This is a genomic window from Sphingobium sp. LF-16 (assembly GCF_003711185.1).
Lineage (GTDB): Bacteria > Pseudomonadota > Alphaproteobacteria > Sphingomonadales > Sphingomonadaceae > Sphingobium > Sphingobium yanoikuyae_A.
Genome location: NZ_CP029335.1, coordinates 3,081,951 through 3,102,395 on the forward strand (window position 1 = coordinate 3,081,951; position 20,445 = coordinate 3,102,395).

A 20,445-nucleotide genomic window follows, 5' to 3' on the forward strand; every position below is an offset into this window, starting at 1 on the left:
CCCCGATCATAACAACATCTTTTCAATGCCTTAGCTGCAAGCGCGTGGAAGTTTACGCGTGTGCGCCATGAGGGATATTGGGCCGATCGGAAAAAACGACCGGAATAGAATGGGTTGACGATAGGAAGGAGCCGGCCGGAAGTTTATACCGGGCACATGGCTGTAGGACAGGGCTTTTATCGGGGCGGCCGGAATGGGTGGGAAGCGGACTGACGGGTTTTGGAAGAGAATGTTTGATACTGGACATAATCGTTGGCACGCCGCCTCGCGCTTGTCCCATGGCTATCCATATCACTGATGCAATCTCGAACAGGCCCGCTGGCAGGCCCCCCACTTCAAAGCCGGAAACCCTCTGACCGCCGCGCGGCAGCACGGCTCCCATCAAAGCGAGTCGCGCCAATGGGGCACCGGATCGGCACCGCCCTCGAATGCAAACCGATCCTTTACTCTCGATCGACAATATGCCCCACATGCGTAACAATTTCGCCTTGAAGTCGTTTGCGGTCGCCGGGCTGGTCGGCGTCGCCGTGGGCGGTGGTAGCAGATACATGTCCTCCTCAACGACGGTCCCCGAAGCCAGCGCCGCCGACGAAGTCACATCAGAGTGGCGACCGACCCGCGACACGATCCGGGATCGCCCGATGTCGGCGGACGAACTGGACGCCCAGCAGCCTTCAGGTTCTAGCGCCACTCCTCAGCGCAGCCCACGCGCCCAAACTCCAACGGGGTCGGGAACATGGTCGTATCGGAATTGCGCCGACGCCCGTGCAGCCGGCGCTGCGCCAATCCACCGGGGGCAGCCGGGCTATGGGGCACATATGGATGGCGACGGGGATGGCATCGCATGTGAGCCATATCGGGGACGATAACCCCAATCATCGTCAATCCATCCCGACAAATCGCAACGCGACATAATTGTCACAATCCATCCTCGAAACGGTTTGGAAACGAAACCAAGGTTGCCCTAACGGCTTCACCCCCTATTTGAGCCAGCAAGGGTCGCACGATAACTTTGTGCATCAATATCAGGGGTTTGTAATTTGAAGAACGTTCTTTTCGCGGCGGCCGCTCTGGCTGCTGTGTCGGCTCCCGCATACGCGCAGGAAGCCTCGAATTTCGGCGGTTTTAAGGTCGGTGCGACCGTTGGCTATGACAGTGTCAATCTGTCCTACGACGATCTCGACGATAGCAAGGGCGGCTTCCTCTATGGCCTGACCGCTGGCTATGACTATGACATCGGCACTCTGGTAATCGGCGTTGAAGGTGAAGTCAGCGACTCCACCGTCAAGGAAACCGCAACCGACGTTCTTGTCGATGGCGATCGCTGGAAGCTGTCGGCTGGCCGCGACCTCTATGTCGGCGCGCGCCTTGGTTTCCCGGTGTCGCAGAACCTGATGCTGTATGCCAAGGGCGGCTACACCAACGCCCGCGCGAAGCTCTCGGTCAGCTATGATGGCGACAGCGCCAGCGAAGGCGACAACCTTGACGGTTACCGCGTCGGCGGCGGCATCGAATTCGCGAACGCAGGAAACTTTGCCCGTCTCGAATATCGCTACAGCGACTATGGCAATTACAGCTATGACGGTTTCAACACCGGCATCGCCGCGTCGCGCCATCAGATCGCGGTAACGGGCGGTTTCCGCTTCTAATCTGATCTTGCTCGGCGAACGCGGCTGAGCGACCGGCCCGGAATTCTTTTCCGTACGACTTGCGGCCCTGATCGTCTTCGGATGGTCAGGGCCATTTTCATGTCTGAGATGGGTGGTTTCCCGCCATTCCCCTCCCGTTTACGGGAGGGGGCTGCAGGCCGTCGGTGGCGACGGCCTGATCCCGATCAGTTGAATTCGGTCGCCTCGAACCGGACCGGCTCGCCGACCGCCTGATTGGCCAGGCTGTCTTCCCACATCACGCGGTTGCCGCGGATGATGGTGCCGATCGCCTTGCCGGTCAGGTCCATGCCGTCGAACGGCGACCAGTCGCAGCGCGAGGCGAGCCAATCCTTGCCGACGGTCCATTTCTTCTTGAGGTCGACCACGGTGAAGTCGGCATCATAGCCGAGCGCGATCCGGCCCTTGCAGGTGAGGCCGAACACGCGCTGCGGCCCCGACGAGGTCAGTTCGATGAAGCGGCGCAGCGTCAGCCGCCCTTCGGCGACATGATTGAGCAGCAGCGGCACCAGCGTCTGCACGCCCGGCATGCCGCTGGGCGAGGCGGGATAGACCTTCGCCTTTTCCTCGATCGTGTGCGGCGCATGGTCGCTGCCCAGCACGTCGGGCACGCCCTGGTTGAGCCAGAACCACAGGCCGTCGCGATGCGCCGCGCTGCGGATCGGCGGGTTCATCTGGGCATAGGTGCCCAGGCGCGGATAGGCATCCTCGCCGGCCAGGGTCAGATGCTGCGGTGTGACTTCGCAGGTCGCGACATCCTTGTTCTGGCCGATATATTCCAGCTCCGCCGGGGTGGTGACGTGCAGGATGTGGATGCGGCGGCGCGCCTTGCGGGCGAGCGCGATGATCCGCTTCGTCGCGATCATCGCGCTTTCATCGTCGCGCCACACGGGATGCGAGGACGGATCGCCCTCGACCCGATAATCCTTGCGCGCGTTCATCCGCGTCTCGTCCTCGGCATGGATGGCGACGCGGCGGGTACCCGACGCCAGCACGCGGGCCAGCGCATTGTCATCATCCACCAGCAGGCTGCCGGTCGATGCGCCCATGAAGATCTTGACGCCGGACGTGCCGGGAATGCGCTCCAGTTCCTTCAACTGCTCGGCATTTTCTGCCGTCGCGCCGACATAGAAGGCATGGTCGCACCACATGCGGTGATGGGCGCGCTTCAGCTTGTCATGCACCCGCTCGGCAGTGTCGGTATTGGGATTGGTGTTGGGCATTTCGAACACGGCGGTGACGCCGCCCAGCACCGCGGCGCGGCTGCCCGATTCCAGATCCTCCTTATATTCCAGCCCCGGCTCGCGGAAATGCACCTGGCTGTCGATGCAGCCCGGCAGCACGTCAAGGCCGGTACAGTCGATCACTTCGCCCGCATCGCCAAGGCTGGTGCCGATGGCGACGATCTTGCCGCCGCGCACGCCCACATCCACCTGCTCCGCGCCGCCCGGCGTATGGACGGTGCCGTTCTTGAGGATCATGTCGAAGGTCTGGGTCATGGCGATATTCCTGTCTGCTGTTCGCGCGAACCGCTTGGCGAAGTCGTGCCGCCGTCCTACCTAAAGCCGATGACCGATACCACCCTTACCGACCGCGCGGTGCTGCGCATTTCCGGCGAAGAGGCGCGTCCCTTCCTGCAGGGGCTGCTGACCCGCGACGTGCTGACGCTGAAAGACGGCGAAGCGCGCTGGACCGCGCTGCTGACGCCGCAGGGCAAGGCGCTGTTCGACTTCATCCTGTGGGGCGATGACGGCGATATATTGATCGACTGCGAGGCGGCGCAGGCAGATGCGCTGGCCAAGCGGCTGACCATATACCGGCTGCGCCGCAAGGTGGTGATTGCCCGCGACGAGTCGCTGGCGGTGCATTGGGCGCTCGATGCCGCCGACAGACCCCGCGACCCGCGCCTGCCTGAACTGGGCGCGCGCTGGCTGGCGCCGGCGAGCGATGGCGACGCCGCCGCCGCGTTCCGCGCCCATCGGCTGTCGCTTGGGGTGTTCGAAGGCGCGGCGGAACTGGGGCAGGACCAGATTCTGTGGCTCGAAACCAATGCCGAGGAGCTGCACGGCGTCGATTATGACAAGGGCTGCTATGTCGGTCAGGAAAACACCGCCCGCATGCATTATCGCAACAAGGTGAACCGGCGGCTGGTCGCGGTGCCGCTGGAACAGGCCGACGAAAAGCGCCAGCGCGCCGCCCTGCCCGACCTTGGCCTCTCGATCGAACTGCAACGGGTGGAGGCGATCGCCCCCGCCACCCTGCCCGCCTGGCTCGCCACCGCGATCGCCGCGCAGGCCGCCGAATGAGGCAAGGGCTGCTGGCGCTCGCCTGCGCCCTTACCCTGACCGCGCCGGCCGGGGCGGAAACCCCCTGGACTTTGGTCAAGGCCTATCCGCATGATCCGGCGGCCTTCACCGAGGGTCTCTTCTACCTCGACGGCGCGCTTTATGAGAGCACCGGCCTTGAAGGCCAGTCGGAGATCCGCAAGGTCGCGCTCAAGACCGGCAAAGTCGAACAGCGCCGCGTGGTCGAGCAGCCCTATTTCGGCGAGGGCATCGTCAACTGGGGCGGTAAGCTGGTCAGCCTGACCTGGCGCCACCGCCAGGGCTTTGTCTGGAAGCTGGACGATTTCTCGCCCCTCTCCACCTTCCGCTATGAAGGCGAAGGCTGGGGCCTGACCCAGGATGGCCGGTCGATCATCATGAGCGACGGCAGCGCGCAGTTGCGCTTCCTCGATCCCGAGACGCTGAACGAACAGCGCCGCATCACCGTCACCTGGAACGGCCGCGCGGTCGATCGGCTGAACGAGCTGGAATGGGTCAAGGGCGAGATCTGGGCCAATGTCTGGTATGACACGAAGATCGCCCGGATCGACCCGCGCAGCGGCGGCGTGATCGACTGGATCGATGTCGCCCCGCTGCGCAAGCAGGCCGGCGTCACCGACAGCGAAGCCGTCGCCAACGGCATCGCCTATGACGCGAAGACCGACCGCGTCTTCATCACCGGCAAGAACTGGCCGAAACTGTTCGAAATCAAGGTCGGGAAGTAAGGCAACGCGCGTAATAGCCCTCTCCCGCAGGCGGGAGAGGGTTGGGTGAGGGTCTTCTTGCTTACGTCTCTCGAACGGCAAGCAATTCCAGCCTGATCCGCTCCACCACGCCGTCGAAATTCTCGACCACATCATGATTCCAGAACCGGTGGATCACATAGCCCGCCGATTGCAGCTGCGTCGTGCGCGACGCATCCGTCCGTTCATCATGCTGCCCGCCATCGATCTCGACGATGAAGCGATATTCGGCGCAGAGAAAATCGACCACGAATGGCCCGACCGTCGCCTGGCGCCGGAACTTGAAACCTTCAAGCTGGCGATTGCGCAAGACGGCCCATAGCCGTTGCTCACATTCAGTTGCGTTGCGCCGCAGACGTGAAGCGTTGGGACTGGTCGGGCCGATGCTGGGCATTGGCAGAGTCTATCATGAGGGCAGTCGTAGAAAAGCCCTCACCCAACCCTCTCCCGTAAACGGGAGAGGGCTTATAGGCGGTTTAGCGCTTCCAGCGCGCCCAGATGGCGGTGGGGAGCAGCAGGCCGCGGGCTTCCTCGCGCACGGTCAGTTCGCCCGCTTCCACCTCGCCGGGCAGGTCGGCAAAGGCTTGGCGTAGCAATTCGCCGATCGCCAGCGCGGACATGCGCACCGCATAGACGGTGAGGAACAGGAAGCGACTGTCCGCGTCCAGCAACTGGCGGCAATTGGCGATGAGGCCCGGCAGATCCTCCTCCAGCCGCCACACTTCGCCGTCGGGGCCGCGGCCATATTTGGGCGGGTCGAGCAATATGCCGTCATAGCGGCGGCCGCGCCGCACTTCGCGCGCGACGAACTTGGCCGCATCCTCGACGATCCAACGGATCGGCCGGCCGCCCATGCCCGACAGGTCGGCGTTCGCCCGCGCCTGCGCCACCGATTTCTTCGACGCATCGACATGGACCATGCGCGCGCCGGCCGCCGACATGCCAAGCGTCCCGACGCCGGTATAACCGAACAGGTTCATGACCTCGGCCTCGGGCTTGTCGGCGGTGCTGGCGCGCATGAAATCCCACACCGGCGCCATGTCGGGGAAGAAGCCGAGATGGCGGAAGGGGGTACAGCTCGACTGGAAGGTCACTTCCTTCCAGTGCAGCGGCCAGCCCTCGGCCGGGACCGGCTTGTCATAATACCAGCGGCCGCCGCCATCCTCGTCAGAGCCGGGGATGAATTCGCCGTCGGCGCGCCAGTCTTCGGTCGCCGGCGCCCACATCGCCTGCGGTTCGGGGCGGATGAAGCGGAAACGGCCATAGCGTTCGAGCTTGCGACCGTTGCCCGAGTCGATCAGGCCATAGTCGGACCAGGGTTCGCCGATGAGAGTCTTGAGTTCCATTTCGGCCTCATCGTCTCTTGCGCCGCTCCTGTCGAGAGGGGATCAACCCGCGATCAGCCGCGCGGCGTCGCCCGCTCCGCGACATAGGCGGTCACCGCCTCGAACGTGCCGGGCAGCTTGGCATAGCTTTCCTCGCGCGCGAACAGGTCGCCGACCCGTGCAGGCAGCGGTGGCCGCGTGCCGGTCGCCCGCTCCACCGCGTCGCGGAACTTGGCGGCATGGGCGGTCGCCAGCGTCACCACCGGGATCGACGGGTCGATGTCCGCCTCGCGCGCGGCGGCGAGGCCGATGGCGCTGTGCGGGTCGATCACCTGGCCGGCGGCGTCGAACGCCCAGCGCATCGCCATGGTCATGCCGTCGGCATCGATCCGGGCGGAGGTGAACAGGTTCGCCGCGCCCTCGCGCTGAGCATTGGTGAGGCGCATCGCCTTGCTCGCCTCGAAACCCTGCATCTGCTGGGCGAGCGCAACGCCGTCACGGCCGCCGGCATCGAACAGCAGCCGCTCGAAATTGGAGCTGACCTGAATGTCCATGCTGGGCGTCGCGGTCGGCACGACCTGGCCCTGGCTATAGTCGCCCTCCGACAAAGCGCGGTGCAATATGTCGTTGACGTTGGTGGCGACCACCAGCTTGGCGATCGGCAGGCCCATTTTCGACGCGACATAGCCGGCGAAGACATCGCCGAAATTGCCGGTCGGCACCGAGAAGGCAATCGGGCGATCGGGCGCGCCCAGCCGCACGGCGGCGTAGAAATAATAGACGACCTGCGCCATCAGCCGCGCCCAGTTGATGCTGTTCACCGCCGACAGGTTGAAGCGCGCCTTGAAGTCAGCGTCGTTGAACATGCGCTTCACCAGCGCCTGCGCATCGTCGAAGCTGCCGTCGATCGCGATGTTGTAGACATTGGGCGCCAGCACCGTGGTCATCTGGCGGCGCTGCACGTCGGACACCCGGCCCTCGGGATGCAGCATGAAGATGTCGACCTTCTCGCGGCCGGCGACCGCGTCGATCGCGGCCGAACCGGTGTCGCCCGATGTGGCGCCGACGATGGTCAGATGGTCGTCGCGGCGCGACAGGAAGCGCTCGAACAGCTGGCCGAGCAGCTGGAGCGCGACATCCTTGAACGCCAGGGTCGGACCATGGAACAGCTCCAGCATCCAGTGGCGATTGTCGAGCTGGACCAGCGGCGTCACCGCGTCATGGCTGAACCGGCCATAGGCAGCGGTGCACAGCTCACGCAGTTCCTCTTCGCTCAGCGATCCGGCGACGAACGGCGCCATGACGCGCACGGCGGTTTCGACATAGGAAAGGCCAGCGAGGGCGCGAATGTCGGCAGCGGAAAATTGCGGCCAGCTCTCCGGCACATAAAGCCCACCGTCGGACGCCAGGCCCGCCAGCGTGACATCTTCAAAACCGAGCGCCGGTGCGCTTCCCCTGGTGCTGACATATTGCATAATGGGAAAGCGCGGTAGCGACGCGCGCGCGCCGGGGCAAGCCTTTACGACGGCCTTGGCGGCTCCGCATTGCGTCGGCGCAGGACAAGCAGATAGATTATTGCCGCCAGCGCGGCAAAAATGAACCATTGCACCGCATAGGCGAGATGATTGTTGGGCACGTCGGCGGTGCTGGGCGGTGCCATGGGTTTCAGGCCCGGCGGTGCGGCGCGCGCGACCAGCATCGGCCGCAGCGGCATGGTCCTGCCCCCTGCCCGCGCGATCAGCGAGCGATGATCGGGCTCCTGCGAAATCCAGCCTTCGACCTGCCCGCCGGTCCAGGCCGGTTTGTCATCCGGCTTCTGGCCGACGCCGACAGCGACCAGCGCGCCCGGCCCTTCGGCGCCGGTCGTGCATTGGGCGATATGGCGATAGCCGGTCGATCCGTCGGCGGCGCGCCCGGCCTCCACCTGCCAGCCGACGACGCGCAGGCAATGGACCGACGACGGGCGGAACAGAAGTTCATCGGGCACCGGCGGCATTTTGGGGAAGGCGACGGCCGGGCGCGACACATTGCTGGCCGCCAACGCCAGCATGGTTTCCTTCTCGCCCCGGCGCTGCAACTGCCAGATGCCGAGCGCGATCATGACAGCGATCGCGACACAGACCAGCACGGTCGGAACAATCGGGATGCGCCGTCCGCTCATGCGTCCTTCTTCTCCACCACCCGTCCCTCGCGGGCATTTTTGCGATATTCGACCGTCAGCAGCGCGCCCTTGGCGACGCGCAGGCTGCCGACCACGGCGCCGGCGGTCAGCGGCGCCCAGAGCAGCAGGTGCAGCCACAGCGGCGGATGGACCGTCAGTTCCAGCGTGAGCGCCAGCGCGACCATGACCGCGCCGATGATCAGCGTCAGGAAAGCCGCCGGCCCGTCGCCGACATTATATTGGCCATAGTCCAGCCCGCACTGGCGACAGCGCGACGCAAAACGCACCGGCCCTTCGAACAGGGTCGGTGCGCTGCAACGGGGGCAAAGGCCGCGGGCGGAGGCCGCAAGCAGGTCCATGCCTGTCGCCTTCGCCGTCATGCTTGAATCATCAGCCGCCGTGGATCGGCGCGCCCCAGCCGCCCCAGACATAGATGGCGGCGAACAGGAACAGCCACACCACGTCGACGAAATGCCAGTACCAGGCGGCCGCTTCAAAGCCGAAATGCTGGCGCGGGGTGAAGTCGCCCTTATAGGCGCGGATCAGGTTCACCACCAGGAAGATGGTGCCGACCAGCACATGGAAGCCATGGAAGCCGGTCGCCATATAGAAGGCCGAGCTATAGGGCGAACCGCCGAACGGGAACGGCGCGTGCATATATTCATAGGCCTGGATGCAGCTGAACAGCGCGCCCAGGATCACCGTACACCACAGGCCCTTTTTCAGCCCTTCGCGATCGCCGTGGATCAGCGCATGATGCGCCCAGGTGACGGTGGTGCCCGAGCAGAGCAGGATCAGCGTGTTGAGCAAGGGCAGCTCGAACGCGTTCATCACCTCGATGCCCTTGGACGGGAACATGCCCTCGATCGGCGCCAGTTCGCTGGGGAAGAGGGAGAAGTCGAAAAAGGCCCAGAACCAGCCGACGAAGAACATGACTTCGGACGCGATGAACAGGATCATGCCATAGCGCAGATGCAGCTGAACCACCGGCGTATGATCGCCGGCATGCGCCTCGGCGATCACATTGCTCCACCAGCTGAACATGGTGAAGAGGACACCGGCCACACCGATCAGGAAGATCCAGCCACCGCCGGCGGGCATCGCGTCGGGATGCATCCACATGATCGCGCCCATCGCCATCACCAGCGCCGACATCGAGCCGAACAGCGGCCAGATGCTGGGCGGAAGGATATGATAATCGTGGTTCTTGGCGCCTGCCATGACGGTTTCTACCTCTTCCCTGTTTTTCGGTTATTCTCGTCAGCTTAGCTTGGCTGCTTCCCCTGCTCAACAGGATAGAAGGTGTAGCTGAGCGTTATCTGCTGCGTGTCCTTGTTGTCGGGATCCTGCAATATCTTGGGATCGACATAATAGATCACCGGCATGCGCACTTCTTCACCGGGCTGCAGCGTCTGCTGGGTGAAGCAGAAGCATTGGATCTTGGTGAAATAGGCGCCAGCCTGGGTCGGCGTGACGTTGAAACTGGCGGTGCCGGTCACCGGCTTGTCGGACAGGTTCTTCGCAATGAAAATCGCCATGTCGCGGGCGCCGACGGTCACCGTGTCGGTGCGATGTTCGGGGCGAAATTCCCAGGGCATGCCGGGCTGGACATTGGAATCGAAGCGGATCGACATGGTCCGCCCGGCCACCGGGGTCAGCTTCACATCGGCCGCCGCGCGCTGGGTCGTGCCGCCGAAACCGGTCGTCTGACAGAAGATGCGGTAGAGCGGGACCGAGGCGAAGCCGAGGCCAAGCATCGCCAGGCCGATGCCCGCCATCGCCACCAGCGTCCGCCGGTTGCGGCGGTCGCGGTCAAAGGGCGAGGGCGGGAGCGAGGCCATCAGATATTATGGCTCGCGCCGATCTTCGCCAAAGTGATGGCGAAGAAGAGGATGGCGAGGAAGCCGAGCAGCAGCCCGGTCACCAGCGCACGGGACTTTTGCCGTGCGCGCACCTGATCCTGATCTTCCGGACTCATGCCAGCAGCCAGCGGTCGACGACCACTGCCCCGAACAGCAGGAAGAGATACAGGATCGAATATTTGAACAGCCGCTTTTCCGGCGCCATGCGCGCGGGATCGGTTTCGCGGCGCAGATAGACCTGGAAGGCCATGGCCGCGAAGATCGCGGTGCCCACCAGCGCCGCCGTGCCATAGATCGCGCCGGTCAGTTGCAGCGCGACCGGAGCCAGCGCGGCAACCGCCATGATGAAGGTGTAGAAGAGGATCTGGCGCCGGGTCACGACCTCGCCCGACACGACCGGCAGCATCGGGATGCCGGCGGCGGCATAATCGGTCTTCACGAATAGCGCGAGCGCCCAGAAATGGGGCGGCGTCCAGAAGAAGATCAGCATGAACAGCGCAATCGGCAGCGCGGTGATGTCGCCCGTCACCGCCGCCCAGCCGATCACCGGCGGGAAGGCGCCGGCCGCGCCGCCGATGACGATATTCTGCGCCGTCCGGGGCTTCAGCCAGATGGTATAGATGAAGACATAGAAGAGGATCGAGACGGTCAGCACCGCAGCGGCCAGCCAGTTGGTCGCCATCCCCATCAGGATCACCGAGAAGAAGGACAGGCCGACGCCGAAATGCAGCGCCGTCTGCCGCTCCATCCGGCCGGCGGGCAGCGGCCGGCTGGCGGTGCGCTTCATCTTGGCGTCGATGTCGGCTTCCCACCACTGGTTGAGCGCGGCGGCCGCGCCGGCGCCCAGCGCGATGCACAATATCGCGGTAAAGCCCAGCACCGGATGGATATGGCCGGGCGCGGCGAGCAGCCCGCACAGGCCCGTGAACACCACAAGCGTCATCACGCGCGGCTTGGTCAGCGCGACGAAATCGCGCCAATGAGCGGGCAGGACGGGGGCATTAGCCCCGGACGAAAGCGGCGAACTGGCCATAAACTCCTCTTCGATCAGCCGGCGCCCCATACAGGCCCTGACCGATTCCGGCAAATGGACAGACGGTCCTACCCATCTGCCCCGCCGCAGGGGGATGGAGTGCCCGGTCTAGGCCGGGCACCCGCATGGCAATCAGTCGATGACCGGCAGGGTCTCGAACTGGTGATAGGGCGGCGGGCTGGTCAGCGTCCATTCCAGCGTCGTCGCGCCTTCGCCCCAGGGATTGCCCTCGGCGCGTCTGCCGGCGAACAGCGACCAGAAGACATTGACCAGGAAGATCAGCACGCCGACCGCCATGATCTCATAGCCGTGGGTCGCGATCTTGTTCCAATAGGCGAACGCCTCGGGATAGTCGGGATAACGGCGCGGCATGCCGCTCAGGCCCAGGAAGTGCATCGGGAAGAACAGCAGGTTCACGCCGATGAAGAAGACCCAGAAATGGAGCTGGCCCAGCACTTCATTATACATGCGCCCCGTCATTTTCGGGAACCAGTAATAGAAGCCCGCGAACAGCGAGAAGACCGCGCCCAGCGAGAGCACATAGTGGAAGTGCGCGACCACATAATAGGTGTCGTGCAGCACGTCATCGACGCCGCCATTGGCCAGCACCACGCCGGTCACGCCGCCCACGGTGAACAGGAAGATGAAGCCCAGCGCCCATACCATCGGCGTCTTGAAGCTGATCGACCCGCCCCAGATGGTGGCGATCCACGAGAAAATCTTGATGCCGGTCGGCACCGCGATGACCATGGTGGCGGCGGTGAAATACATCTTCACATTCACCGACATGCCGGTGGTGAACATGTGGTGCGCCCAGACGACGAAGCCGACCACGCCGATCGCGACCATGGCATAGGCCATGCCGAGATAGCCGAACACCGGCTTGCGGCTGAAGGTCGAGACGATCTGGCTGACGATGCCGAAGCCCGGCAGGATCATGATATAGACTTCGGGGTGGCCGAAGAACCAGAAAAGATGCTGGTAGAGTTCGGGATCGCCGCCACCGGCCGCATCATAGAAGGTGGTGCCGAAATTGCGGTCGGTCAGCAGCATGGTGATCGCCGCGGCCAGAACCGGCAGCGCGAGCAGCAGCAGGAAGGCGGTAACCAGCACCGACCAGACGAACAGCGGCATCTTGTGCAGGGTCATGCCCGGCGCACGCATGTTGAGGATGGTGGTGATGAAGTTGATCGCGCCCAGGATCGAGCTGGCGCCGGCGATGTGCAGCGACAGGATCGCCATGTCGACGGCCGGGCCGGCCGACCCGCTGGTCGACAGTGGCGCATAGACGGTCCAGCCGGTGCCCGCGCCATTGCCGGTGCCGCCGGGCACGAAGGTGGAGCCGAGCAGCAGCAGGAAGGCGGGGATGAGCAGCCAGAAGCTGATATTGTTCATCCGCGGGAAGGCCATGTCCGGCGCGCCGATCATGATCGGCACGAACCAGTTGCCAAAGCCGCCGATGATCGCGGGCATCACCATGAAGAAGACCATGATCAGGCCATGGGCGGTGATCAGCACGTTCCAGAGGTGATAGGCCTGGTCCAGCGTCGCGGCGGGACCGTCGCTCCACTGCGCCCAGATATGCAGGAACTGGATGCCCGGCTCGCGCAATTCCATGCGCATCAGGCCGGAAATGGCGCCGCCGATCAGGCCGGCCATGATCGCGAAGATCAGATAGAGGGTGCCGATGTCCTTGTGGTTGGTGGACATGAACCAGCGCTGGAAGAAGGCCGGCTTGTGGTCGGCATCATGATGATCATGGGCATGGTCGCCATGATGATCGCCATGATGGTCGGCGGTGATGGTGGTCATGACGTTCCTACCCCTCAGATCTTCTTTTCAGCAGTAGCGGCAGCGGCTTCAGCCGTCTTCTCCGCCGCTGCGCCCTTCAGCGTGCCGCCCTGCGACTGGACCCACTGGTCGAACTGAGCCGGGGGCAGCGCCTCGATCGCGATCGGCATGAAGCCGTGGCGTGCGCCGCACAGTTCCGAACATTGGCCATAATAGACGCCCGGCTTCTCGATGGTGAAGCTCTTCTCGTTCAGGCGTCCGGGCACGGCGTCCATCTTCACCCAGAGCGAAGGCACGGCAAAGCTGTGGATCACGTCGGCGCCGGTGATGATCAGCTTGACCGGACGACCGACCGGCAGGACCAGGCGATTGTCGGGCGCGAGCAGATAGGGCTCGCCATTTTCCTTCGCCTTGTCCTCGGGCAGCATGTTCGACACGAATTCGGGGATACCGTTGTCGGGATATTCATAGCCCCAATACCATTGATAGCCGGTGACCTTCACGGTCAGCGCATCCTTGGGCGCGGGCTTATACTGGTCGGCCAGCAGGCCGATCGAGGGAATCGCGATCACCAGCAGGATGAGGACCGGGACCAGCGTCCACACCACTTCGATGACAGTGTTGTGGGAGGTCTTGGACGGCACCGGGTTGGCGGAGCGGCGATAGCGCACCATCACATAGAGCATCAGCAGCAGCACGAAGACCGAGATGATGGTGATGAGCGGCAGCAGCATCTTGTCGTGCAGCCAGCGCGCGGTGTGGCCGGTGGAGGTGAACTGCTCCTGCAGCGTGATCTCGCCGGGCTTGGGCATGCCGATGCCTTCGGTCGGCTTCATCCGCGGCGGCGCGGCGACCTTGGCGGCGGGCGCGGCTTCGGCCGCAGGGGCCGTCGCATTGTCGGGTGATTCGGTCGATATAGCTGCATTGTCAGCAGCGGGGGCGGCAGCGGCGGCATTCTCCTGCGCCAATGCCATCGGGCTCATCACCGTTGCCGGCGCCATTGCCAGCAAGCCGGCCAGAATGAGCGATCTCACCTTTTTCATAGCCTCATCTACCCCTAACCCCTTGTTGCCGCTGCAACGGGAACGTCCACTTTCGCGTCGTGCCCGCCCGTTCGGTCTATGTGGCGGCTTATAGGCAACGAATTTTTCTGCCTCAAGTCAGTGTGGACCAGATTTTCTTCGCTGTTGCAACGCCTCCCGCTCCCGCCTATCTCGCACCTCGCGCACAGGTGCGCGATCATGGGCATGTCATGCCCGTGCGATATGGGCGGGCCGGGCGCCGTTTTTGCGCGACCTCCCGCAACGGAATAGTGGAACAGGGCGGAATGACCGACGAAGAAGTATTGGCAGAATTCCGGGCAGCAGGTGCGCTGCTCGAAGGACATTTCATCCTGTCGTCGGGCCGCCGCAGCGCCAATTACCTGCAGTGCGCCCGCGTGCTGATGAATGCCGAGCGCGCCGGCAAGCTGGCCCGCGCCACCGTGCAGCAGCTGCCGCGCGAGCTGCGCCAGGAGATCGACCTGGTCGTGTCGCCCGCCATGGGCGGCCTGATCATCGGCCATGAAGTCGGCCGCGCGCTCGACAAGGATGCGGTGTTCCTCGAACGGCCCGAGGGCGTGTTCGAACTGCGCCGCGGCTTTGCCATATCGCCGGGGCAGAAAGTGCTGATGGTGGAAGACGTCGTCACCACCGGCCTGTCCTCGCGCCAGGCGATCGAGGCGGTCGAGCGCGAAGGCGGCATCGTCGTCGCCGAAGTGGCGCTGGTCGATCGTTCGGCCGGCGAAGTGGACCTGGGCGTCCCCTTCTACCCGCTCGTGAGCATCAATTTCCCGGTCTATGACGCCGATCAGCTGCCGCCCGAACTGGAAGCGGTGCCAGCGATCAAGCCCGGCAGCCGGAAGCAATAAGATGGCCGCCGTTCCGCTGCGCCTGGGGGTCAATATCGACCATGTGGCGACGATCCGCAACGCGCGGGGCGGCGAACATCCCGATCCGGTCAAGGCCGCGCTGCTGGCGGTGAAGGCCGGCGCCAACGGCATCACCGCGCATCTGCGCGAGGATCGCCGCCATATCCGCGACGAGGATATCGCGATGCTGATGGCGGCGCTCGACGTGCCGCTGAACCTGGAAATGGCGGCGACGCAGGAAATGCTGGGCATCGCCCTCAAGCACAAGCCGCATGCCGCCTGCATCGTGCCGGAAAAGCGCGAGGAGCGCACGACCGAGGGCGGCCTGGACGCCGCCGGCCAGATCGAAGTGCTGCGCCCGATCGTCGCCGCACTCACCGAGGCCGGCATCCGCGTCAGCCTGTTCATCGAGGCCGACGCCGCCCAGATCGAGGCCGCGATCCAGCTTGGCGCGCCCGTGGTCGAATTTCATACCGGCGCCTATGCCCATCTGACCGGCGAGGCCCGCGCGGTCGAGCTGCGCCGCATTGCCGACGCCGCCGCGCTCGCCGCCAAGAACGGCATCGAGCCGCATGCCGGCCATGGCCTCACCTTCGACAATGTCGCGCCGATCGCCGCCATCCCGCAGATCGCCGAACTCAATATCGGCCATTTCCTGATCGGCGAGGCGATCTTCGGCGGGCTGGAAGCCAGCATCCGCGAAATGCGGCGCCAGATGGACCTGGCCCGATGAAGGCCGCCAAAGCGTGATCATCGGCCTCGGCTCCGATCTCTGCAATATCGAGCGGATCCAGAATTCGCTCGACCGCTTCGGCGACCGGTTCGTCCAGCGCGTCTTCACCGATGTCGAACAGGCCAAGGCGGAACGCCGGCCGTTTACCAAAGCCGGCACGCTGGCCAAGCGCTTCGCCGCCAAGGAGGCCTTTTCCAAGGCGGTCGGCACCGGTTTCAAGGCCGGCGTCTTCATGAAGGATATCGGCGTCGTCAACGCGCCCAGCGGCGCCCCCACGCTGGCGCTGTCCGGCGGTGCCGCACAGCGGCTGGCATCGATGGTGCCGGCGGGCTACAAGCCGGTCATTCACCTGACGCTCACGGACGATCATCCATGGGCGCAGGCCTTCGTCATCATCGAGGCGCTGCCGCTTTGAGCGGGCCGCCCTCCCCATCCGAGCATAGCCCTTCCATGACGGCAGTCGACATGACCCAAACCGACCCCCTGCCCCCCGCCGCGCCCGAAACGGCAGCCGACGACAAGGAGGCAGGCAATAGCGGGGCCGGCAACAGCGGGGTGAACTGGTGGCATGAGGTGAAGAGCATCGTGCTGCTCATCCTCGCCGTGCTGGCCTTTCACAGCTTCGTCGCCAAGCCCTTCTACATCCCGTCGGAATCGATGATGCCGGTGCTGCTGAAGGGCGACCGGCTGGTGGTGAGCAAATTCCCCTATGGCTGGTCCTATGTCAGCCCCAGCTTCCATCCGCTGCCCTTCCTGAAGGGGCGCATCCTGGGCCATCTGCCCGAGCGTGGCGACATCGTCATCGTCTCGCCCCAGAACCGGCGCGAGGATTATATCAAGCGGGTCATCGGCCTGCCCGGCGACATTGTCGAGGTGCGCGGCGGTCAGGTGATCCTGAACGGCGTGCCGGTGCCGCAGAAGGTGCTCAAGCCCCTGCGCATAGCGGTCGACGGCAACGCCCCCTGCCCGCCGATGCAGTTCCCTGGCGCGCTGGTGACCGACAAGGCGGGCAAGAGCTGGTGCGAACTGCCGGTGCGGCAGGAAGTGCTGCCCAACGGCAAGACCTATGTCACGATCGACATGGGGCCGAGCGCGCTCGACTGGTATGGCCCGGTCCGCGTGCCCGCCGACCATGTCTTTCTGATGGGCGACAATCGCGACAACAGCGCCGACAGCCGCGCGCCGCTGGAGGAAAATGGCCTGGGCGGCCCGGTGCCGTGGGAAGCGATCGGCGGTCGCGCCGAATTCATCACCTTCAGCCTGGACGGCGATTCGAGCTGGAATCCGATCAGCTGGCTCCATGCCTTCCGTGGCGGCCGTGCCGGGAACAGCCTGCGCCCCCAGAGCGTTACCGAGGCGAAATAGTTCACAGCATCTGACAGGGGGTTCCGGGTTTGAGCGACGCGCAGCAGCATATCGAGCAACCCGGCCCCAGCGAATTGCGCAGCCCGCTGGTCCAGCATGAGATCAAGCGGGCGGGCGTCTGGTTCGCGATGGCGATCGGCATCGCGCTGATCGTGCTGCTGGCCCAGCCGATCATGCTGATCCTGGGCGCGCTGGTCTTCACCACCATGATGGATGGCGGCACCCGCCTCTTGGGCCGCGTGCTGCCGATCGGCCGGGGCTGGCGCCTGACGATCGTGTTGCTCGCCGTCGTCGCCTTCCTCGCCTACACCTTCTACCTCACCGGCTCCAGCCTGGCCGCCCAGGCGCAGGCGATGCGCACCATCGTCGAGGCGCAGGTGGAGCGGGTCGGCGGCTGGATGCAGCAGCTTGGCATCACCACCACGCCCGAAGACCTCAAGGGCCTGGCCCAGCAGGCAATGAGTTCCATGGGCCGGGTCACCGCCGCCGTCGGCACCGCCGTCGGCGCGATCACCAGCGGCGTCATGATGCTGGTGCTGGCCATCTTCATCGCGGTCGAACCCAAGCTGTACGAGCGCGGCGTCGCCTGGATGCTGCCGATGGACAAGCGCGCCCATTTCTACACCGTCGCCGACAAGATGGCCTTCACCTTGCGCCGGCTGATGTTCGGCCGGCTGATCGGCATGACGGTGGAGGGCGTGGGCGTATGGCTGCTGCTGTGGGCGGGCGGCGTGCCGATGGCGGGCCTGCTCGGCATCCTCACCGGCCTGCTCGCCTTCCTGCCCAATATCGGCGCGATCATCTCGGGCGTGCTGATCGTCCTTGTCGGCTTTTCCGGCGGCACCCATACCGGCCTCTATGCCTTTGGCGTCTACATGGCGGTGCAGATCATCGACGGCTATCTGATCGTGCCGATGGTGGCCAAGCGCGCAACCGACCTGGCCCCGGCACTGGTGCTGGCGGCGCAGATATTGCTCGGTGCGCTGTTCGGCATCCTCGGCCTGTTCCTGGCCGATCCGATCGTCGCCATGATCAAGGTCTATCTGGAGGAACGGTCCAAGGCTCTGGCAGGGCAGACCATCCTGAAAAGCGACGATAAAAACGGCGATTGACGAATGCGTCCCGGAACGTAACGATTGCTCCTGCGCTTCTATCCTAAAGCGAAAGGAGAGAATGGCATGACCGTGGCAATGGAGCAGCAGAAGAAGCTGCATTTCGAACTGACCAATGTCGGCATGCGGGCCCAGGCGACCGCCGCCGGAATGGTCCAGCTCTGCCGGGAACTGCATCGGGCCGGCATCCTCGACAATGACGCACTGGAACGGATCAAGTCGGCGATCGCCGACGATATCGACATTGGCGCACCGCGTTCGGTGTCCTGCGTCGAATATCGGCGCGACGTGAAGGCGCGACTCGACCGCCTGTTCACCGGCGAGGAAAAGATTGGCAGCGCCGAAGGCCTCGCCTTCCCGCCATCGGCGCCCGGCGATCAGGCCAGCCTCTGAGCATTTGTCCGGACTGCGCCTCTGGCGCAGCCGCACCGCATCAAAAATGCGCCCTTTCGCGCATTTTTCAGACAACCTCTAACCACCAAAGAAAAAGGGCCCGGAAACCGGGCCCTTCTCTACTCTCGGATCGATCGGATCAGTTGCCCGGCACGCCCTGCGGAACGGCGCCCTGCGGCATGCCACCCTGCATCTGCTGCATCCGCTGCTGCATCTGCATGATTTCCGCGCGCGACTTGAAGTCGTGCAGCTGGACATCGAACACCAGCACCGAATTGGCCGGGATCGGGCCGGCGGCCTGTTCGCCATAGCCAAGCTGCGGCGGGATCCACAGGCGATATTTGCCGCCCTTCTTCATCTTCTGCAGGCCTTCGGAGAAGCCCGGCACCACGCCATCGACCGGCATCGGCGTCTGCGGATTCTCGTCGAACACGGTGCCGTCGAGCAGCGTGCCCTTATAGCCCACCAGCGCAACGTCGGCGGTCGTCGGGCTCGGCCCGCTGCCTTCCTCCAGCACCTGGTACTGCAGGCCCGACTCGGTCGTCACCACGCCCTTGGCATGGGCGTTCTGCGTCAGGAAGGCGGCCGGCGATGCTTCCACGCCCTGCTGCCCTGCCCAGGCCAGACCACCGGCCGCCAGCGCGATCGCGGCGACACCGATCCAGAGTCGCGTCAGCGACCCCTTGGCGATAGGACGAAGGGGGACAGCCGTCGTGGACATGGGCGAACGCCTCGCAATGAAGAACGGGAAATCAGCAAAGAGTCAGGACGACCGCGAACCGGCCGTCCTGATATCGGCAGTCCTTAACGGACGCCGTCGCGCTCGGCGCGCTTGCGCTCCAGCTTGCGGGCGCGGCGGACAGCAGCCGCCTTTTCGCGCGCACGCTTTTCCGAGGGCTTCTCGTAGTGACGACGCAGCTTCATTTCGCGATACACGCCTTCACGCTGCAGCTTCTTCTTGAGCGCGCGGAGGGCCTGGTCGACATTGTTGTCGCGAACGATGATCTGCATAAGTCCGTCAATCTCCAATCGAAAACGGGCGGATCGCCAGGAATGAAACCCTCCCGACGGGCCGACCGAATATAAAAATCCGTGAGTCGCCACAGGTCACCCTGAGGCATGTGGGGCGCGCCCTACCAGCAGAGTCGGGCAAATTCAACCCCTGCAGGGCTTTCACGCCCTTTCCCTCGACAGAATGCGTCGAGCGGAGGATAGTGGCGTCCATAATATAAAGGAGGATGGCCATGGCAAGTGCCGCCAGACAGCCCGACATGTCGCCTGCCGAATGGGAGGCGCGCCAGCAGCTCGCCGCCTGCTATCGCATCTTCGACCATTTCGGCTGGTCGGAACTGATCTACAATCATATCACCCTGCGCGTGCCCGATGAGGAAAACGCCTTCCTCATCAACCCGTTCGGCCTGCTCTACAGCGAGGTGACGGCGTCCAACCTGGTCAAGATCGATATCGACGGCCATGTGCTGGACGGCAGCCCCTATCCGGTCAATCGCGCCGGCTTCACCCAGCATAGCGTGTTCCACCGCCACCTGGCCGACGCTCATTGCATCATCCACACCCATACGACCGCAGGCATGGCGGTGAGCGCCACGCAGGAAGGATTGCGGCCGATCAATTTCTACGCCGCCGCCTTTGCCGGGCGGATCGCCTATCATGACTTCGAAGGCGTCACGATCCGGCCGGACGAAGGGGAAAGGCTGATCGCCAATCTGGGCGCGCGGCGAATCATGATGCTGCGCAACCATGGCACGCTGGTGATGGCCAAGAGCCTGCCCGAAGCCTTCCTGATGCAATGGATGCTCCAGCGTGCCTGCGAGATCCAGGTCGCGGCCTGCGCCGCCGGCACGCCGGTGGAGATCCCCGCCGATGTCATCGCCGTGCATCAGCGCGACCTCGCCGGGGTGCAATTGCCGGTCGGCGTCGGCGTGCCGGATTTCCAGGCGATGGTCCGCCTGATCGACCGCACCGACAGGAGCTGGCGGGACTAGAGCACCCTGCCTCCCGACCTCCGT

General features: G+C 64.5%; 25 protein-coding genes. 11 read left to right on the top strand and 14 right to left on the bottom strand.

Features of this window, described 5'->3' with window-relative positions:
- Positions 1 to 641: 641 nt before the first annotated feature.
- Both DIZ22_RS22255 and DIZ22_RS14270 read left to right on the top strand, forming a co-directional pair.
- Complete coding sequence (locus tag DIZ22_RS22255; RefSeq protein ID WP_010339627.1) at positions 642 to 869, top strand: excalibur calcium-binding domain-containing protein; 228 nt, start codon at positions 642 to 644, stop codon at positions 867 to 869.
- 171 nt (positions 870 to 1,040) lie between these two features.
- Positions 1,041 to 1,649: an outer membrane beta-barrel protein gene (locus tag DIZ22_RS14270; protein WP_010339626.1), complete on the top strand. Its 609-nt coding sequence runs from the start codon at positions 1,041 to 1,043 to the stop codon at positions 1,647 to 1,649.
- A 185-nt stretch (positions 1,650 to 1,834) separates the two neighbouring features.
- On the opposite strand, the gene DIZ22_RS14275 is transcribed toward DIZ22_RS14270, so the two are convergent.
- A complete protein-coding gene (locus DIZ22_RS14275; RefSeq protein ID WP_010339625.1) occupies positions 1,835 to 3,166 on the bottom strand; it encodes a dihydroorotase in 1,332 nt (443 codons plus the stop codon).
- Positions 3,167 to 3,235: 69 nt separating this feature from the next.
- Here DIZ22_RS14275 and DIZ22_RS14280 point away from each other — a divergent pair, with 69 nt between their 5' ends.
- Together DIZ22_RS14280 and DIZ22_RS14285 are read left to right on the top strand one after the other, a co-directional pair.
- Positions 3,236 to 3,973 (top strand): folate-binding protein YgfZ, encoded by a 738-nt coding sequence (locus DIZ22_RS14280; protein WP_010339624.1) that lies wholly within the window; start codon positions 3,236 to 3,238, stop codon positions 3,971 to 3,973.
- Positions 3,970 to 4,716, top strand: coding sequence for a glutaminyl-peptide cyclotransferase (locus DIZ22_RS14285; RefSeq protein ID WP_010339623.1), 747 nt, complete (start codon positions 3,970 to 3,972; stop codon positions 4,714 to 4,716). The genes DIZ22_RS14280 and DIZ22_RS14285 overlap by 4 nt, the downstream gene beginning before the upstream one ends.
- Before the next feature lie 61 nt (positions 4,717 to 4,777).
- On the opposite strand, the gene DIZ22_RS14290 is transcribed toward DIZ22_RS14285, so the two are convergent.
- From DIZ22_RS14290 to coxB, 11 genes are all read right to left on the bottom strand, one after another.
- Entirely contained in the window at positions 4,778 to 5,044 is a 267-nt protein-coding gene (locus DIZ22_RS14290; RefSeq protein WP_010339622.1) for an endonuclease domain-containing protein, read from the bottom strand.
- 166 nt (positions 5,045 to 5,210) lie between these two features.
- Complete coding sequence (locus DIZ22_RS14295) at positions 5,211 to 6,080, bottom strand: class I SAM-dependent methyltransferase (RefSeq protein WP_010339621.1); 870 nt, start codon at positions 6,078 to 6,080, stop codon at positions 5,211 to 5,213.
- 53 nt (positions 6,081 to 6,133) lie between these two features.
- Complete coding sequence (gene thrC, locus DIZ22_RS14300; protein WP_010339620.1) at positions 6,134 to 7,534, bottom strand: threonine synthase; 1,401 nt, start codon at positions 7,532 to 7,534, stop codon at positions 6,134 to 6,136.
- 44 nt (positions 7,535 to 7,578) lie between these two features.
- Entirely contained in the window at positions 7,579 to 8,220 is a 642-nt protein-coding gene (locus tag DIZ22_RS14305; RefSeq protein WP_010339619.1) for an SURF1 family protein, read from the bottom strand.
- Positions 8,217 to 8,600 (bottom strand): DUF983 domain-containing protein, encoded by a 384-nt coding sequence (locus DIZ22_RS14310; RefSeq protein WP_010339618.1) that lies wholly within the window; start codon positions 8,598 to 8,600, stop codon positions 8,217 to 8,219. The genes DIZ22_RS14305 and DIZ22_RS14310 overlap by 4 nt, the downstream gene beginning before the upstream one ends.
- A 10-nt stretch (positions 8,601 to 8,610) precedes the next feature.
- Positions 8,611 to 9,441 carry a cytochrome c oxidase subunit 3 gene (locus tag DIZ22_RS14315; protein WP_004208605.1) on the bottom strand — a complete coding sequence of 277 codons (831 nt, stop codon included), beginning with the start codon at positions 9,439 to 9,441 and terminating at the stop codon, positions 8,611 to 8,613.
- Positions 9,442 to 9,485: 44 nt separating this feature from the next.
- The gene (locus tag DIZ22_RS14320) at positions 9,486 to 10,061 is read right to left on the bottom strand and encodes a cytochrome c oxidase assembly protein (RefSeq protein WP_010339617.1); all 576 of its coding nucleotides are present in this window, start codon (positions 10,059 to 10,061) and stop codon (positions 9,486 to 9,488) included.
- Positions 10,061 to 10,198 (bottom strand): hypothetical protein, encoded by a 138-nt coding sequence (locus DIZ22_RS21840; protein WP_010339616.1) that lies wholly within the window; start codon positions 10,196 to 10,198, stop codon positions 10,061 to 10,063. The genes DIZ22_RS14320 and DIZ22_RS21840 overlap by 1 nt, the downstream gene beginning before the upstream one ends.
- Positions 10,195 to 11,115, bottom strand: coding sequence for a heme o synthase (locus DIZ22_RS14325; protein ID WP_048937459.1), 921 nt, complete (start codon positions 11,113 to 11,115; stop codon positions 10,195 to 10,197). The genes DIZ22_RS21840 and DIZ22_RS14325 overlap by 4 nt, the downstream gene beginning before the upstream one ends.
- Before the next feature lie 132 nt (positions 11,116 to 11,247).
- Entirely contained in the window at positions 11,248 to 12,927 is a 1,680-nt protein-coding gene (gene ctaD, locus DIZ22_RS14330; protein ID WP_004208609.1) for a cytochrome c oxidase subunit I, read from the bottom strand.
- Between the two features lie 14 nt (positions 12,928 to 12,941).
- Positions 12,942 to 13,949: a cytochrome c oxidase subunit II gene (gene coxB / locus DIZ22_RS14335; RefSeq protein WP_004208610.1), complete on the bottom strand. Its 1,008-nt coding sequence runs from the start codon at positions 13,947 to 13,949 to the stop codon at positions 12,942 to 12,944.
- Between the two features lie 284 nt (positions 13,950 to 14,233).
- Here coxB and pyrE point away from each other — a divergent pair, with 284 nt between their 5' ends.
- The 6 genes from pyrE to DIZ22_RS14365 all read left to right on the top strand — a co-directional run bounded on the left by pyrE (position 14,234) and on the right by DIZ22_RS14365 (position 18,418).
- Entirely contained in the window at positions 14,234 to 14,815 is a 582-nt protein-coding gene (gene pyrE / locus DIZ22_RS14340; RefSeq protein WP_004208611.1) for an orotate phosphoribosyltransferase, read from the top strand.
- 1 nt (position 14,816) lies between these two features.
- A complete protein-coding gene (locus tag DIZ22_RS14345) occupies positions 14,817 to 15,548 on the top strand; it encodes a pyridoxine 5'-phosphate synthase (protein WP_010339614.1) in 732 nt (243 codons plus the stop codon).
- Between the two features lie 13 nt (positions 15,549 to 15,561).
- Positions 15,562 to 15,963, top strand: coding sequence for a holo-ACP synthase (gene acpS / locus DIZ22_RS14350; protein WP_010339613.1), 402 nt, complete (start codon positions 15,562 to 15,564; stop codon positions 15,961 to 15,963).
- Between the two features lie 35 nt (positions 15,964 to 15,998).
- The gene (gene lepB / locus DIZ22_RS14355; protein ID WP_010339612.1) at positions 15,999 to 16,913 is read left to right on the top strand and encodes a signal peptidase I; all 915 of its coding nucleotides are present in this window, start codon (positions 15,999 to 16,001) and stop codon (positions 16,911 to 16,913) included.
- Positions 16,914 to 16,942: 29 nt separating this feature from the next.
- On the top strand, positions 16,943 to 18,025 hold the full coding sequence (locus DIZ22_RS14360; RefSeq protein ID WP_010339611.1) for an AI-2E family transporter: 1,083 nt from the start codon (positions 16,943 to 16,945) through the stop codon (positions 18,023 to 18,025).
- Between the two features lie 66 nt (positions 18,026 to 18,091).
- Positions 18,092 to 18,418, top strand: coding sequence for a hypothetical protein (locus tag DIZ22_RS14365; protein ID WP_004208616.1), 327 nt, complete (start codon positions 18,092 to 18,094; stop codon positions 18,416 to 18,418).
- 139 nt (positions 18,419 to 18,557) lie between these two features.
- On the opposite strand, the gene DIZ22_RS14370 is transcribed toward DIZ22_RS14365, so the two are convergent.
- Both DIZ22_RS14370 and rpsU read right to left on the bottom strand, forming a co-directional pair.
- Positions 18,558 to 19,139: an FKBP-type peptidyl-prolyl cis-trans isomerase gene (locus tag DIZ22_RS14370; protein ID WP_004208617.1), complete on the bottom strand. Its 582-nt coding sequence runs from the start codon at positions 19,137 to 19,139 to the stop codon at positions 18,558 to 18,560.
- Positions 19,140 to 19,222: 83 nt separating this feature from the next.
- Positions 19,223 to 19,429 carry a 30S ribosomal protein S21 gene (gene rpsU, locus DIZ22_RS14375; protein WP_004208618.1) on the bottom strand — a complete coding sequence of 69 codons (207 nt, stop codon included), beginning with the start codon at positions 19,427 to 19,429 and terminating at the stop codon, positions 19,223 to 19,225.
- A gap of 233 nt (positions 19,430 to 19,662) precedes the next feature.
- On the opposite strand from rpsU, the gene DIZ22_RS14385 reads away from it, so the two are divergent.
- On the top strand, positions 19,663 to 20,421 hold the full coding sequence (locus DIZ22_RS14385) for a class II aldolase/adducin family protein (protein WP_029548003.1): 759 nt from the start codon (positions 19,663 to 19,665) through the stop codon (positions 20,419 to 20,421).
- Positions 20,422 to 20,445: the final 24 nt, after the last annotated feature.